The organism is Stieleria sedimenti, from assembly GCF_025060895.1.
Lineage (GTDB): Bacteria > Planctomycetota > Planctomycetia > Pirellulales > Pirellulaceae > Stieleria > Stieleria sedimenti.
On the sequence record NZ_JANZKV010000075.1, the window covers coordinates 17,935 to 31,809 of the forward strand.

Annotated in this window: 13 protein-coding genes; 7 read left to right on the forward strand and 6 right to left on the reverse strand. The window is 59.8% G+C overall.

The genetic code is table 11. The features are described 5' to 3' along the window. Nucleotides 1–30: 30 nt before the first annotated feature. Nucleotides 31–471: a GntR family transcriptional regulator gene (locus tag NZK35_RS11565; protein ID WP_259632691.1), complete on the reverse strand. Its 441-nt coding sequence runs from the start codon at nt 469–471 to the stop codon at nt 31–33. A 285-nt stretch (nt 472–756) separates the two neighbouring features. Here NZK35_RS11565 and NZK35_RS11570 point away from each other — a divergent pair, with 285 nt between their 5' ends. After that, nucleotides 757–1,626: an Fpg/Nei family DNA glycosylase gene (locus NZK35_RS11570; protein WP_259632692.1), complete on the forward strand. Its 870-nt coding sequence runs from the start codon at nt 757–759 to the stop codon at nt 1,624–1,626. Between the two features lie 69 nt (nt 1,627–1,695). Here the strand turns inward: NZK35_RS11570 and NZK35_RS11575 are convergent, their stop codons facing one another. From NZK35_RS11575 to NZK35_RS11590, 4 genes are all read right to left on the reverse strand, one after another. Then, complete coding sequence (locus tag NZK35_RS11575) at nt 1,696–2,535, reverse strand: biotin--[acetyl-CoA-carboxylase] ligase (protein WP_259632693.1); 840 nt, start codon at nt 2,533–2,535, stop codon at nt 1,696–1,698. After that, nucleotides 2,532–2,711, reverse strand: coding sequence for a hypothetical protein (locus NZK35_RS11580; protein ID WP_259632694.1), 180 nt, complete (start codon nt 2,709–2,711; stop codon nt 2,532–2,534). The genes NZK35_RS11575 and NZK35_RS11580 overlap by 4 nt, the downstream gene beginning before the upstream one ends. 96 nt (nt 2,712–2,807) lie before the next feature. Next, nucleotides 2,808–4,328, reverse strand: a complete 1,521-nt coding sequence (locus tag NZK35_RS11585; RefSeq protein ID WP_259632695.1) for a DUF1501 domain-containing protein — start codon at nt 4,326–4,328, stop codon at nt 2,808–2,810. A gap of 109 nt (nt 4,329–4,437) precedes the next feature. Continuing rightward, nucleotides 4,438–6,189, reverse strand: a complete 1,752-nt coding sequence (locus NZK35_RS11590; protein ID WP_259632696.1) for a DUF1800 domain-containing protein — start codon at nt 6,187–6,189, stop codon at nt 4,438–4,440. A gap of 492 nt (nt 6,190–6,681) precedes the next feature. Here NZK35_RS11590 and moaA point away from each other — a divergent pair, with 492 nt between their 5' ends. The 3 genes from moaA (at nt 6,682) to NZK35_RS11605 (ending at nt 9,868) form a co-directional block, all read left to right on the forward strand. Then, complete coding sequence (gene moaA, locus NZK35_RS11595; protein WP_259632697.1) at nt 6,682–7,761, forward strand: GTP 3',8-cyclase MoaA; 1,080 nt, start codon at nt 6,682–6,684, stop codon at nt 7,759–7,761. 50 nt (nt 7,762–7,811) lie between these two features. Then, nucleotides 7,812–8,624, forward strand: a complete 813-nt coding sequence (locus NZK35_RS11600) for an SDR family oxidoreductase (RefSeq protein ID WP_259632698.1) — start codon at nt 7,812–7,814, stop codon at nt 8,622–8,624. Nucleotides 8,625–8,791: 167 nt separating this feature from the next. Then, nucleotides 8,792–9,868 (forward strand): sugar kinase, encoded by a 1,077-nt coding sequence (locus tag NZK35_RS11605; RefSeq protein ID WP_259632699.1) that lies wholly within the window; start codon nt 8,792–8,794, stop codon nt 9,866–9,868. A 200-nt stretch (nt 9,869–10,068) separates the two neighbouring features. Here the strand turns inward: NZK35_RS11605 and NZK35_RS11610 are convergent, their stop codons facing one another. Continuing rightward, entirely contained in the window at nt 10,069–10,674 is a 606-nt protein-coding gene (locus NZK35_RS11610) for a DUF2585 family protein (RefSeq protein WP_259632700.1), read from the reverse strand. A 430-nt stretch (nt 10,675–11,104) separates the two neighbouring features. Here NZK35_RS11610 and NZK35_RS11615 point away from each other — a divergent pair, with 430 nt between their 5' ends. The 3 genes from NZK35_RS11615 (at nt 11,105) to NZK35_RS11625 (ending at nt 13,824) form a co-directional block, all read left to right on the forward strand. Next, nucleotides 11,105–11,269 (forward strand): hypothetical protein, encoded by a 165-nt coding sequence (locus NZK35_RS11615; RefSeq protein ID WP_259632701.1) that lies wholly within the window; start codon nt 11,105–11,107, stop codon nt 11,267–11,269. 60 nt (nt 11,270–11,329) lie between these two features. After that, a complete protein-coding gene (locus NZK35_RS11620) occupies nt 11,330–12,607 on the forward strand; it encodes a DUF1559 domain-containing protein (RefSeq protein ID WP_259632702.1) in 1,278 nt (425 codons plus the stop codon). Nucleotides 12,608–12,723: 116 nt separating this feature from the next. Further along, nucleotides 12,724–13,824 carry a CvpA family protein gene (locus tag NZK35_RS11625; RefSeq protein WP_259632703.1) on the forward strand — a complete coding sequence of 367 codons (1,101 nt, stop codon included), beginning with the start codon at nt 12,724–12,726 and terminating at the stop codon, nt 13,822–13,824. Nucleotides 13,825–13,875 lie beyond the last annotated feature (51 nt).

Below are 13,875 nucleotides of genomic sequence, written 5' to 3' on the forward strand. Positions count from 1 at the left end.
GAAGGCGGTCAGTTGCTTGTGCTTCGCTACTCATTCTTCGGCTCCCCCGTTGTCACTCGGTTCGGTCGACGACACCAAGACGGCCGGCTCGGTGTCGACCAACTGACGCAAGTGATCGTCCACGAAGGTCTTGATCTGCTTTTTCGATAGCCCGGCGTGCCAGGCCTCGGCCAACACCGATCCGATGCGTTCGTTCAACACCGTCTCGCGCTCGCGGCGACAGATCTCCACCGCCGCATCGCGAACCACCATGCCGCGGCCCCGCAAGGTCTCGATCACGCCGTCGGCCTGCAGTTGATTGAACGCCCGCGCGACCGTGTTGGGATTGAGCGCGACCTGGTTGCTGAGCGCGCGGACGCTGGGGAGCAGTTGTCCCGGGCGGATCGTTCCTGCGGCGATGGCAAATTTGACTTGCCGAACAAGCTGCAAATAAATCGCGACGTCACTTTGGACGTCGATCGAAAAAAACATGGCTGGACCTGAACGAGGAGCCAGTGATTGAGTGTGCTATCGCGATAGTACAGCAGTTCAAATGGCCTGTCAACGAGATTTTTTGAAATCTGTTTTCGGCCAGGCGGCGGGAGCCCGGAGGCAACGGCAAAGTGGGGTAAGCATCCTGCTTGCCATCCGCGCCGGCTCTGCCGGCGCACCCGGTGTGGCTCTCGCCATTACTGAAGACCGTCGCTCAGGGCTTCTTCGCGGCTAAACATCGATACCGCTATCGTCAGGGACTTTGGTGTTTTCGATCGAACGCTCATGCCCTTGCGCTCGACAGCCACCCATACTTACCCGATCACCATTCGCCGCCATCGAGAGTTTGCCAGCACCATGCCCGAAGGACACAAGACCCATTTCCTTGCCCGGCAACACACCGACTGGTTTGCCGGGCAATCGTTGAAGGTGACCAGTCCGCAAGGACGGTTTCGCGGCGACGCGCGAAAGGTATCCGGCCGGGTGATGGATCGTTGCGAGGCGATCGGCAAGCACATGTTTTATCACTTTGAAAACGATCGTCTGATTCATGTTCACCTCGGTCGGTATGGAAAGTATCGAATGCACTCGACGCCGCCGCCGGCTCCGGTCGGGCTGGTCCGGATGCGATTGGTGGGCGAGACGTGGTCGCTGGATCTGAACGGCCCGACGACCTGCCGCGTCATCGATCGGCAAACCCGCGAGGAAGTCATCGGCAAGCTCGGCCCGGACCCGCTCGCCGAGGGTTCGCCGGCGCGGAAGAAGGCGACCGTTTGGGGATCCGTTCGCGAGAGTCGGAAACCGATCGGCGCGCTCGTTTTGGATCAGTCCGTGGTCGCGGGTGTCGGCAACATCTTTCGCGCCGAGTTGTTTTTCGAACTCGGGCTCGATCCGCGTACCCCCGGTGCCGAGTTGGGCAAGGCGACGTTTGATTTGCTGTGGAAGTCGCTGGTCAAGATGATGCGAACGGGATTGAAGTACGGAAAGATCGTGACCGTCACCGCCAGAGAGGCCCGCGCGCCGCTTGCGACACTGGAGGGCCGTGATCGTTTCCGCGTGTATGGCAAAGCGGCATGCCCCCGCTGCGACCGGCCTATCGAAACGATCGAAATCGCGGCGCGAAAGTTGTACTGGTGCCCTGGCTGTCAGGGCTAAATCGATGTGGGATAGGCGTTGAGCCTGTCAATCCAGTGGACGACAGGCTGGAAGCCTCTCCCACGGTCGTTACGCCGGTCGGACCCGTTGGACTTCGCCGCTGCGAAAGCGTCGCCGGTTGCCGTCGACAATCAATTCCAGCGATCCGTCGTCGGCGATGCCGGTGCAGTACCCGGTGATCGTTTCGTTGCTCTGTTTCAATGACAGGTTTTGACCGGCCAGCGCGCAGCGCGACCGGTATTGACCGATCATTTCATCCGGACCGTCGTCCAGTTCGCCGAGCATTTCGGCGAGCGATTCGGCGTGGGCGGCCAGCAACGTTTCGCGGTTGACGTGGCGATTGGCGATCTCAGCGATGGACGCCGACGGGGTGGAGTGCTGGGAATTCAGGTCGGGTTTCCCGTTCAGATTCAAGCCGATCCCGATCACCATCCGTCCGGCGATCGTCGCATTGGTCTCGATCAGAATGCCCCCCAGTTTATGCAGCGCGGGGGACGTGGTGGAATCACTCGACCGCAGGACGCAGATGTCGTTGGGCCACTTCAGCGCGACACGGCACGGCGGGCAGCTGTATTCGATCGCGCGAGCAGCTGCGACGCCGACGGCGGGCGACAGCACGGATGCGGACGGGTGGGTCAATTCAAACGGAATGACCAGCGAGAACGTCAACGCGTCTTCTTGGCTGATCCAAGAATTGCCGTGTCTGCCGCGGCCGGCGGTCTGGTGGTCGGCCACGTACAGTCGCGGCAGCAAGCGATCGTCGATCCGGTCCGTCTGCAGTTCCGCCAGCGCATCGCTATTGGTCGATGCGATTTCCCTGCGGTAGACCGCCGAAGCGATCACCGCGTTTCGGATCAAGTGATCGAGGGTGTGGCGCATGCTCGGTGTGACGCCTTCGTCACAATTCAAAACGGCATCCAAAGTCCAAGCGACATCCAGGTGAAGAGTGCAAACAGGACGAGCAGTCCGATCGCGACGAGTTGCCAGTGAAGCGGCGTGCTCTTGGAACGCAGCGGCGTTCCGAACTCGCGCTCGACAAATTCGTCGTAGTCGAATTCCTCGTCGTCTTCGTCGTCGTAGCTCATCGGGGTGGGGTAAGGTTTCAGCTTGCCATCAGGGGACGTTCGCAAGCTGGAAGCTTACGCCACGGGATCGCAAGCTGGAAGCTTACGCCACTTGGTTTAGGTGAACAATCCGAGCGGGCCGGCGGTCGGACCGGCGGAGAAGAAGTTTCGGATGTTGGGAATCACGTCGACCAGATCTTGATTGTTTCCGACGCCGAACCACATCGCCAAGTCCGCGGCCATCTCGTCGACCGAGGTCGTCGGGATCAGTCGTCCGCGGCCGAGGTTCAAGTTGCCGGCAATCGGATCGACCGGACTGGTGAGACTGGTGGGATACTTGCCGAACAGCTTGCCACCGTCGACGCTTCCGCCGGCGACGATCTGGTTGCCTCCCCAGGCGTGGTCGCTGCCCTGGCCGTTGGTGCCCAGGGTGCGGGCGAAGTCCGAGGCGGTGAACAGTGCGACGTCGTTTTGGATGCCCAGTTCAACGGTGGCGTCGTAGAACGAACGGATCGCCCGGCTGACTTCGGCCAAATTCGTCTGCTGGGCTCCGATCAGGCCGCTGTGGTTATCCCAACCACCATTGGTGACAAAGAAAATCTGACGCGTTTGGCCGAGGGTCTCTCGGGCTCCGATCACCTTAGCCACCATTTTTAGTTGGTTGCTCGGGTTTTCCGATGCGAACGGGGTGGTGATGTCGACCGCGTCGGTGGCGCTATTGAATTCCAGGGCGGCTTCGGCGGAGTTGCGGTTGGTTTCGGCGAATGATTTCGCCAACAGGTCGTTGTAGGTCTGGTCCAAGATGTTATTGATGGCCCTGGAATTCATCCGGTCCTGGCGTCCCAAGCTGCCAGAATAGCCGTTGACCTTCGTCGCACCACTGTTTCCGATCGCATAGGGGATCACGTCCGAACCGGTCTGGAACAGGTTCATGCCGTTGACCGAGATGTTCATCGAGACGGTGGGGTTGGAATTGGTGCTTTGCAAAAGATCGGCCATTCGACCGCCCCATCCGGTGATCTTGCTGCGTGATTGCGGGAATCCGGTTTGCCAGTGGCGCTGCAGGTCGGCGTGGGAAAACAAACCGAGGGGCAGTGCGGCACGCGAGTTGTATTGGGCCCGTGTGGTGGGTTCGATCAGCGACCCGACGTTGGAAACGAAGCTCAGGTTCCCCGTCTTGTAGAGCCCTGCGACACCGGTCGTGGAAGGGTCGGGCAGCGGATCGGGTGCGGGGTCGGCAAAGGCTTGTGCAGCCATGGCGGGGTGCAAGCCAAAATTCCTTGCGTCGGGACCGGCGACGGAAATCAGCGAACTTTGATCGATGGCAAGACCACTCGGGTTGGTGTCGGGATCGTGAACGCCACCGCGGGCGTTCACATAATCGCCGTACTCGCCGCTGGTCGAGGTGCCGTCGTAAGGTGTCAGCATGTTGTACGAGTCGTTGCCACCGAGCAGAAACAGGCACACGATCGCTTTGTAACCGGTCGGATTGGATTCTGCCGCCATCAACGATTTCGTCGCCTGTAGATTCAACAGCGTTGCCATCAACGAGGTATTCGTCATCAGGCCACAACCGCCGGCGGCTTTGAGCAGCGCGCGACGCGAGGTGAAAATCGATTCGTTGGAGTGAAGATTCATGGCGTGGGATCCGGAAAAGCAGAAGAGTGTTTGGGAGACGCGTCGATCAAGCCGTTCGATTGATCGCGCCGATGAAGAGCTGGGGCGATGGTCCGGCCTCCTGCTCGGGCTATTGTTCAACCGCGCAGTCCGGGGACAGCACGACGGCGTTGAGTATCACTTCGAGACGCTCGACGTGGGAGGCAGACGGTTCGCTGGCGATCGCATTCTTGATGCTCGTTTTCGTCGCTTCGCTCATCGACCCGTTGCACAGCCAAAGATCGAAACGCTGCAGGATTTCATCCAGGTTGTCCAAGTCTCTCGCCAATTCCAGTTCCGGTTCCAGATGGAACGTGATCCGGCATGTGCCCTTCCGCATTCCATATTCCACGTAACGCCTGTACGTCCAGACTCGAAAACGATTCAACATCTTGTTGGCCGTCACGCCATTGAGAATTTGAAACTCGGGTGCGACCAACGAATCATAGGGATTGCGCCGGGACGGCGTGTAACCGATCAAGTCACCCGGCGGCTGGTAGTCGGGCAAGTAAAAATTGAAGACGCTGGGCGAGCGGAACGGCATCTGGCCGAACTCGCCGCCGACACTGTTGGAAAGCATCATGTAGCCGGCCGCATAATTTGTCGTCGGTCGCATCGCTCGGATCAGGGACGTCGAACGCAGGATCGGCTCGCGCAGCCGGCTGTACTCGGTGCCGCGAACGATCACATCCACGCGTGTCGGATTCCTTCGCCGCACCACACGCTGGCCGCGATACAATTCTGGGTCCGTCAAGATCGCTTTGACCACGGCCTTGATGTCACCGCGGACGCCGCGGCCGTTGTCATTGAAGATTCGCGTCACCCGTCGCAGGTAGGCCCGGGAGGGATTCGATTTCACCATCCGCTGGATCAGCAGTCGACAGATGAATGGGGCCACGTTGGGGTGATTGGCGATCGCATCGAGCCCCGCGCCGATCTCGGCTTTCACATCCGCTTGCGTCACCGCGGACGGCAGCGGAGGCAGCACCGTGCCGAAGACGGTCTTGCTCGCCGGGGCATTCGGATCTTCGGAGTAATTCAAGTTGTTGTCGTGTTCGGCGACATGAATCTCCATCGGCTCGCCGAAGTTCCGCGGAACGTAAAAGTCGTTTCGGGAGTAGTGCTTGTATTTAAACCCCGTGAACAATCGTCCGAGTTCTTTGATCTGTTCGTTGTCGTAGGTGGGGATTAAATTGCCACTCTCATCGGTCATCAGACGACCATCTTGGTGCAGGTGGTACAGACCGACCGAGAACAGTTGCATGATCTCTCGCGCGTAGTTCTCATCGGGGAATCGCCCCGCACTGATGTTGGCCTTGCGATTGCCTCGCGAGCTCAGCCAGTCGCCCATGCAGGGGTGGTAGGTGACGTCTTCAAGAAGCTCGCGGTAGGTTCCGTCAATCCCTTCGGCCAGCATGTCGTAATAGTCAGACATCCCCAGCCAATCGGTGATCGTTGCTCTGCCCCCACCGATCGATCGTTTGTCGTCGTTGTTGAAACCGGTTCCCGAGTCACCGATGACAAAGATCTGGGAAAGTGCCCAGGCGACCCGTTGCCGCAACTGATCTTCGCTGGTCAGCGCGATGTGCCACCATGCTTGATAACGGTACAACGAAACGCCGATGTTCTGGGTATTCGGCTCGCGTCCATCGACGTGGATGATGTCGCGTGCGACGGCTTCGTGTGACGTCGGCTGCAAGTCGAATTGCTGGTCGATCCACTGTGACGTGGCGCGTTTGTAGCCGACTTCACCGATGCGGCGGGCGAGCGAATCGATCGACTCCTGCGTCGGACCGAAGGTCGCTTTGGAAAGAAACTGCGCCGCCCGAACCTTGGCCTTCATTAGCCGCACCTCGCGCGAACTTGTGACCGGAAATTCACCCGCGGAAGAAACCACAGGGTCAAGCGATGACGAGCCGATCAATGTGACCAGGAACAGTGCAGAGAGAGCCCATTGAAGTCGATCGCGTTGCTTGCGCATGATCACCACCTAAAGCGAATTGGAAAAAACGGCGGCTGGGAAAAGAATGACGAGAGAGCGATGAGCCTGGCGAGATGCGGGACGCGGCCGAGGTCGCCGCCGCCAGCAGGTTCGAAATTAACGAGAAGCACGGCCCGATGCAAAGCGCAATGCCGGCTTCATCAACCTTGCGTCCCAAATAATCGGCACCCCTCCCCCCTTGGGTGCTGTGTCGTGTAAGGGTTTGTATCCAAACGCCCGGCGAAGCTGCTCCAATGGGTGGTTTGACTCGCGTCACCCTCGGTCGGCTCTGGGCGAGGTGAGGACGTCGAAATTCCGGATCAATTCCGCTAGGCTGAAGCGGAGCCGAACGGATTGACGCTTCTGTATTTTGTTCCTCGTTATCGACGCGAGCGATTGATCACGCCTCCACCTGCCCAACGACCTACCGACAGCTTGATCGGCGAACCGCTGGTCGACCGATTCGGTCGTGTCCATCGCAGTCTGCGCATCAGCGTGACCGACCGATGCAACCTGCGCTGCTTTTACTGCATGCCCGAATTCGGCGCCGAATTTGCCGCGCGGGAAACGTTGCTGACCTTTGAAGAGATCCAGCGGATCGCCGACGTGTTGGCGTCGCGTTGTGGGATCCGCGACATTCGCTTGACCGGTGGCGAACCGCTGGTGCGAAAGGATCTGCCTCGCCTGGTCGAGATGCTGGCGTCGATTGAGGCCTTGGATGATTTGTCGTTGACGACCAACGGGATTCTGTTGGAGCAGTTTGCCGAACCATTGCGCCGGGCGGGGTTGAAGCGTTTGAACATCAGCATCGACACGCTGGACGAAGTCAACTTTCAAAACGTTTCGCGACGCAGCGGTATCGATCAGGTGATCCGCGGAATCGACGCCGCGATCGCGACAGGGTTCGAGACGATCAAGCTCAACACGACGGCGGTCAAAGGCGTCACCGAAAAAGAAATCATCTCGCTGGTCAAGTTTGCGATTGAACGCAACGTCCAAATTCGTTTCATCGAATTCATGCCTCTGGACACCGACCGTTCTTGGCGGACCGAGAATGTGCTCAGCGGCGAGACGATCGGCGCGATGATCGAGCGAGCGTTCGGGCCGCTGCTGCCGGTTCCCCCGCCGGTCGCATCGCAGCCGGCTTCTGATTTTCGTTTGCCGGGCGGGCATTCGATCGGGTTGATCCAGTCGGTGACCAAGCCGTTTTGTGATGCTTGCGACCGGATTCGTTTAACAGCGGACGGCGCGATTCGAAATTGCCTGTTCTCGCAGCAAGAGTTTTCGATCCGGGATTTGCTACGGCGCGGCATTCGCGACGACGGACTCGTCGACCAGTTTCGACGGGCGGTTGCGGCCAAGGCGGCCGGCCATGGGATCGACGACGGCGACTTTTCTCCGCCCGAACGTCCGATGTATTCGATCGGCGGGTAAACTCCAACCGGCACTGTTAGCGGGCTGCCGGACAGATTAAATTACCGCCCATGAATAATCTATTTGAACTCAACAGCGACGTCGCGGCGGTGATTGGCGGAACCGGCGAATTGGGCGGGCTGATGGCAGAAGCACTCGGCGCCGGCGGTGCCAAGGTCGCGGTGATCGGCCGCAACGCCGAACGCGGCGAAGCGCGGGCCAAGAAAATCACCGACGGCGGCGGCGAGGCGAAGTTCTTTGCCGCCGATGGATTGAGCGCCGAGTCGCTCGATGCGGCCCGAACGGCGATTTCCCAGTGGGCCGGCGCACCGACATCGGTGCTGGTCAACGCCGCGGGCGGCAACCGCCCCGAGGCGACGATTCCACCGGGAGGCGATTTCTGCAAATTGCCGCTGGAAGCGTGGCGCGATGTTTTCGATCTGAACCTGGTCGGCGGTGCACTGTTGCCTTGCCAGGTGTTCGGCCAAGACATGATCGACGCCGGCGTGGGCAGCATCATCAACATCGCATCGATGAGCGGCATCATCCCGCTCTCGCGTGTCGTCGCTTATTCCGCGGCCAAGAGCGCGGTGATCAACTTGACGATGTGGCTGGCCCGTGAATGGGCGACCACCGGAGTCCGCGTCAATGCGATCAGCCCCGGTTTTTTCCCCGCCGAACAGAACCGAAAGCTTCTGTTTAACGACGACGGCAGTTACACCGAGCGCGGCGGTCAGATCATCGGGCACACGCCGATGGGCCGCTTCGGCAATCCGGAAGAGCTTGCCGGTGCGACCATTTGGCTGGCCAGTCGAAAGGCGTCTTCCTTCGTCACCGGACAAAACATCGCGATCGATGGCGGCTTCGCATCGGTCACCATTTAACCACCCGTGCGAGAGGCGTTTGGCCTGTCGAAACGACGTGGAATAGGCTTCCAGCCTGTCGAAATACCGTGGGATAGGCTTCCAGCCTGTCATCACAACAGCCGACAGGCTGAACCCCTGCCTCTCCTTTCCCCCAACCCTTTCGTCGCACAACGAGACCATCGGACATGATCGAACTTCGCAATGATGCCAAGTATGCCCTCGTCATCCCCACCAGCATGGGCACCCGGCTGACGCCGGTCGACCATCAGCCGTTCCACTGCAGCGACACCTTCAAGATGCAGGCGACGAGCGCCGAGTCGAACGTCGGTAGCGTGTCGTCGTTTCTCGGATTGCCGGTCAAGATTTTGACGGCGTTCGTCAAAGACAGTCCGATCGCCCGGTTCATCAAAGACGACTTGGCGCGGCGGCACATGGATTACGAAGGACCCGAATTCGAACAAGCCACCCCGTGGGGCGTTCGGCACCAGATCAACATGGCCGACAGCGGTTGGGGCTCGCGTGGACCGCGCGTCCAAAATGACCGCGCCGGTGAAGTCGGGCGTCTGCTCAGCGTGAAGGACTTTGATTTGGATCGGATCTTTCGCGACGAAGGGGCGAAGATCGTTCACATGTCCGGTTTGATCGCGGCGTTGTCCGAAGAGACCAGCCAGTTCTGTTTGGAAATCGCCCGCGCGGCCAAAAAACACGGCGCCCGGATTGCATTTGACCTCAACCACCGGGCCTCTTTCTGGGTCGGTCGCGAAGACGAATTGTCGGCCGCGTTCAAAGAGATCGCCAGCCTGTCGGATATCCTGATCGGCAACGAAGAAGACTTTCAATTGTGTCTGGATATCCAGGGACCCGAAGCCGGAGGAAAGGACATCGGGGCGAAAGTCGACGGTTTCAAAGAGATGATCGGGCGGGTCAAAAAGGAGTATGCCGACACGACGTTGTTTGCCACCACGCTGCGGGAAGTCGAAAGCGCCAACTCCCACATGTGGGGCGCCATCGTCTCTCATGGGACTGAGTTTACCGTCGTGGAGCCTCGCGAAATCGGTGTGCTGGATCGGATCGGTGGCGGCGATGGATTTGTCGGCGGACTGCTCTATGGCGTGCTCAACGGATGGGATGTCGAAAAGAGCACCCAGTTCGGCTGGGCCACCGGCGCGCTGGCGGCGACCATGTTGACCGATTACGGCCAACCCGCCGATGAAGATCAGGTTTGGAGCATTTGGCAGGGCAATGCTCGCGTGAAACGCTAGCCGTTGATTCCGTCGGGATCGGCTGGGGCAATGGTGAGCCGCCGGCCGTAAGGCCTCGGGCAGCATCGGAAGGCCCGGCCGCTTACGCGTCACGGCTCACTCAATCAATCAGCCCGGTGCGCGACCGACGCGTGTCTGGGGTTCAACAAGCGCCACTGGCTGACGCCGCGTGCTGGCATGCGACATGCCAGCGGGAATGCCTATCCCGATTGCCACTGCAAGATCGCATCACTGGGCCAAACCAGCATGATGACGTTCAACAACAGGCTGTCTCGGATCGTCGCCAACAGCACCACTTCGACGACGATCAACAAGGCCACGCTGTAATACCACTTCAGCCGCGATGCGATGGCGTACCCGGCAAGGCAGGCCAACAGATCGAAGACACTGTTGGCGATCGAGTCGCCGTAGTAGTCCAGTGAAATGGTCGCCTCGCGGTAACGTTCGATGACCATCGGCGTATTCTCCAGAATTTCCCAGGCGGCCTCGACCACGGCCGCTGTTTTCAATCGGACGCCAGCGGACATTCGCCGTCGAAGCGGCCACAACGCGGCAAAAAATAAGATGCCGTGCAGCACGTGGGTGAAGGTGTACGGGTCGATCAGGTGCTGGGAATTGTGCCGGGAATCAATCTCCCAGGACCAGGGTCTGTAGGACCCGCACTGGCACCAGGCCGGCTGTCCCAGCAACCACAGCACCGTCACCATCGCGGTCGCGATCAGGGTCAGGTCCAGCCACACCGGCCGCGCCCACGTGGTGGGGCCAGATCGAGGTGCCGGTGGTGGTTCGGATTGGGAGTCTTGCATCACTCGACAAACGTGACCTGAAAATTGAAAGCTGACGAAGCAGTAGAAAAAAAATTCGGCCGCCACGAATGATCGTCCGATTCGTCGCGGTCGGATGACTTTTTGAGCTTGAGGGCGTGTGATTGCTTCTTGTGCTCCGACAACGGCACATGCAATCCCCATCGGCGTGCGTCCTCGTGGATCCACTGGGCAATCTGGAAGTGTCACGCTGTAACGCCATGATGGTTTCCCGCGATTATCGGACGCTGGGGGGTTTCATGGGAGGCTGCGTGGGGGTTGAATGTTAGCGTCGGGACAAACGCCGGACTGCGGGGGCAGGCGGGCGACGGGATGAACGCAATGGTCGACACCGCCGTTGCTGGTAATCCAATCGTGACCGCGTACTCATCATGTCAGCCGGCCTGAAAGTCTACTTTTGATCGGCAGTTCCATGAATCGAATTCCACTTCTTGTGTTCATTGTGGCATCCGTCGCGCTGCCCGGATGTTTCTCCAGCGAGCCCACGGTGATCCAGCCGCGGACCTATCAGATGAGTGAGCAGGAGCAGATTAATCGCGACCGCGCCGCGAAAGCGTTGGCTGAGCATCGCCAGTAGACCATCACCCGATCACTCGTCATCTCATCTCACGGATCGTCATTGATAAGGGAAGCGACAATGAAACTGAATCCATGCCGGGCCAACGCAGCCCGGGCGCAAGCGTTCACGCTGGTCGAGCTGTTGGTCGTGATCGCGATCATCGGCATCCTGGTCGGGCTGTTGTTGCCGGCGGTCCAGGCCGCTCGTGAAGCCGCAAGGCGGATGAGTTGTGGCAATAATTTCAAGCAGATCGGATTGGCCGTTCACAACTATCACGCCGCGTACAAGCAGCTGCCGATTCACATGAACGGAACCCGCCGTCTTCCTCCCACGGGAAGTTGGTTCAGCGAATACGGCGACGACTGCAACATGATGATGTTGAGCACCTTCGTGGGGCTGACGCCTTTCTTCGAGCAGCAAGGGCTGTGGGATCAGATCAGCAATCCCAATTCGGTTGATTTGACCGATCCGGGTGTGACGCGTGTTCCGCCGTGGCCTGCGATGGGGCCGACGCCGACCGAAGAACCCAACAGTGTGGTCATCGTCAATCAGAGCAATAACGCGTATCCGCCGTGGATGACCGAGATACCGATGCTTCGTTGCCCCAGCGATCCGGGTGTCGGATTGCCGGCCATGGGACGGACCAACTACGCCGCTTGTCTGGGCGACGGGTTGCACTACACCGACAACGGTCCGTACTGGTTCAACTTGCGCGGGGTTCCCAAGATCGAGGTTCACAACAATTCCAACACCAGCTTGTTGGCGTCGGCGCGGGGCATGTTCGTGCCTCGGGTGGAGAAAAAGTTTCGGGACGTGTTGGACGGACTCTCCAACACCATCATGTACGGCGAAATCGCGACCGATCTGGGCGACCGCGACATTCGCACCCTGGCCCACAGTTTTGCCCCGGGGACCTTTAGCGGGTTGCGCAACAATCCCACCGCCTGCCGCAACGACATCGACCCCGATCGCCCCCGATTCTGGGATCCTTCGCTGACCGACGTCATGGCGGGGAATCAGGGGCGCGGGTTTCGTTGGGCCAGCGGGATGCAGCCCTACACGGCGATGAATACGATTCTTCCGCCCAACTCAGAGACCTGCATGTCGCTCGAAGACACCACGCCGGGTGTGCTCTCGGCGAGCAGCCGACACCAAGGAGGCGCCCATCTCTTGATGGGCGATGGCGCCGTGATTTTCATCACCGATTCCATCGAGGCTGGCGATCCGACCAACGGAACGGTTGTCTACTACGGCACGGGAAACCGGAGCCCCGGTGCCGCAAGCCCGTATGGGTTGTGGGGGGCGTTGGGGACGCGAGCCAATCACGAGGTGATCCAAGAGCAGCTCAATCAGTAACCATCCGCCGCGATGCATTTCTTTCCTCCGCTTTACCAGATGTTAGCGGCAGGGCGCGATCCCTCCGGTCTTTCACGCGGAAACCGGACGGCTCGCTCGCGCCGTTCCGCTAAAAAATGCTTCACGTCGTTCCCAACCGGGCCGGCAGCGAAGTGGGCCCGATTTTTTGTGGCAGCGATTCGCCCTTGAAGCCGTTGTCGGCTGAACAGATGGCCTATGATTGGCCGTGCAAGTACAGGTTTCTCCCCGACCAGCGAATCGCCGCCATGGCCGATCCCACCGCGACGAATCGATTCCGACGCAAGAAAAAACGACGAAAGCCGAGGCCGGGTGATCCGATTCCCATGCCGGCATGGCTGTTCTATCCGCTGTCACTGGGCAGCCTCGCCGCGGCGGTGCTGCTGTATCGACGCGGTGATCCCGTCACGGCCATCACGATCGTTGTCATCGCGCTGTCCGGTTGGGGCGGGTTCAGGATGGGGTTCGGCCGGATCGCGGCATCGGTCCTGGGGCTGGTCGCCGCGATTGCCTACGCGCCGGCGATGGGTCTGAACTACCAGGTCGAGTTTTCCGAACGGTTCGGAACCAGTGGACTGGCCAATCGTTTTCTCTGCATCGCTGCAATCGGTGTACTGATTTCACTTGTGGTCACGCTCGTGATCACGATGATCAGCAACTGGGTGTTCGCCAAACGCCGTGCATGGAAGTGGGCCAACCATTTCGCCGGCTTTGCGATCGGATTGGTCGAAGGGGTCGTGATCTGTTACCTGCTGCTCGGCGGACTGATCAGCCTTCAAATGTGGCAGCGTGCTGATGATATTCAGAACAACGCCGTCGCGACGGCCGTCGACGACTGGGCTTCGCGAACGCGTCAAAGCCTGCTCGGCCCGTTCATTCGTGACTACAACCCCTTCGAACGCTTCCAATCGTTGGCCGGCCTCGGCGAGTTCCGCCAAACGGTGCGCCGCTTGGGCGACCCCGAAAACGTCCAGCGGCTATTGGAAGATCCCGACATCGCGGAACTGCGATCCGATCCCGCGGTTGCCGCCGCGATCGATGAGATCCGCAACGATCCGGCACTCAATGAATGGTTCGAGCAGAAACGTCCGTTGGATCAACCGTTGCTGATGCATTTGCTCAACAGCCCCGCCGTGATGCGTCTGGTGGATCACCCCGACTTCCTGCCCAAGATGCGGCAAGCGTTGCAGGAACTGTGATCGCCAAGTGGGGCACGCTTCCAGCTTGCCGCTTCGCAAGCTTCGCTTGGC

Excerpts from the sequence above, each read along its gene's own strand:
- NZK35_RS11565 (WP_259632691.1), bottom strand. The coding sequence starts at position 471 with ATGTTTTTTTCGATCGACGTCCAAAGTGACGTCGCGATTTATTTGCAG.
- NZK35_RS11570 (WP_259632692.1), top strand. The coding sequence starts at position 757 with ATGCCCTTGCGCTCGACAGCCACCCATACTTACCCGATCACCATTCGC.
- NZK35_RS11580 (WP_259632694.1), bottom strand. The coding sequence starts at position 2,711 with ATGAGCTACGACGACGAAGACGACGAGGAATTCGACTACGACGAATTT.
- NZK35_RS11585 (WP_259632695.1), bottom strand. The coding sequence starts at position 4,328 with ATGAATCTTCACTCCAACGAATCGATTTTCACCTCGCGTCGCGCGCTG.
- NZK35_RS11590 (WP_259632696.1), bottom strand. The coding sequence starts at position 6,189 with ATGAAGGCCAAGGTTCGGGCGGCGCAGTTTCTTTCCAAAGCGACCTTC.
- NZK35_RS11600 (WP_259632698.1), top strand. The coding sequence starts at position 7,812 with ATGAATAATCTATTTGAACTCAACAGCGACGTCGCGGCGGTGATTGGC.
- NZK35_RS11605 (WP_259632699.1), top strand. The coding sequence starts at position 8,792 with ATGATCGAACTTCGCAATGATGCCAAGTATGCCCTCGTCATCCCCACC.
- NZK35_RS11610 (WP_259632700.1), bottom strand. The coding sequence starts at position 10,674 with ATGCAAGACTCCCAATCCGAACCACCACCGGCACCTCGATCTGGCCCC.
- NZK35_RS11615 (WP_259632701.1), top strand. The coding sequence starts at position 11,105 with ATGAATCGAATTCCACTTCTTGTGTTCATTGTGGCATCCGTCGCGCTG.
- NZK35_RS11620 (WP_259632702.1), top strand. The coding sequence starts at position 11,330 with ATGAAACTGAATCCATGCCGGGCCAACGCAGCCCGGGCGCAAGCGTTC.
- NZK35_RS11625 (WP_259632703.1), top strand. The coding sequence starts at position 12,724 with ATGCTTCACGTCGTTCCCAACCGGGCCGGCAGCGAAGTGGGCCCGATT.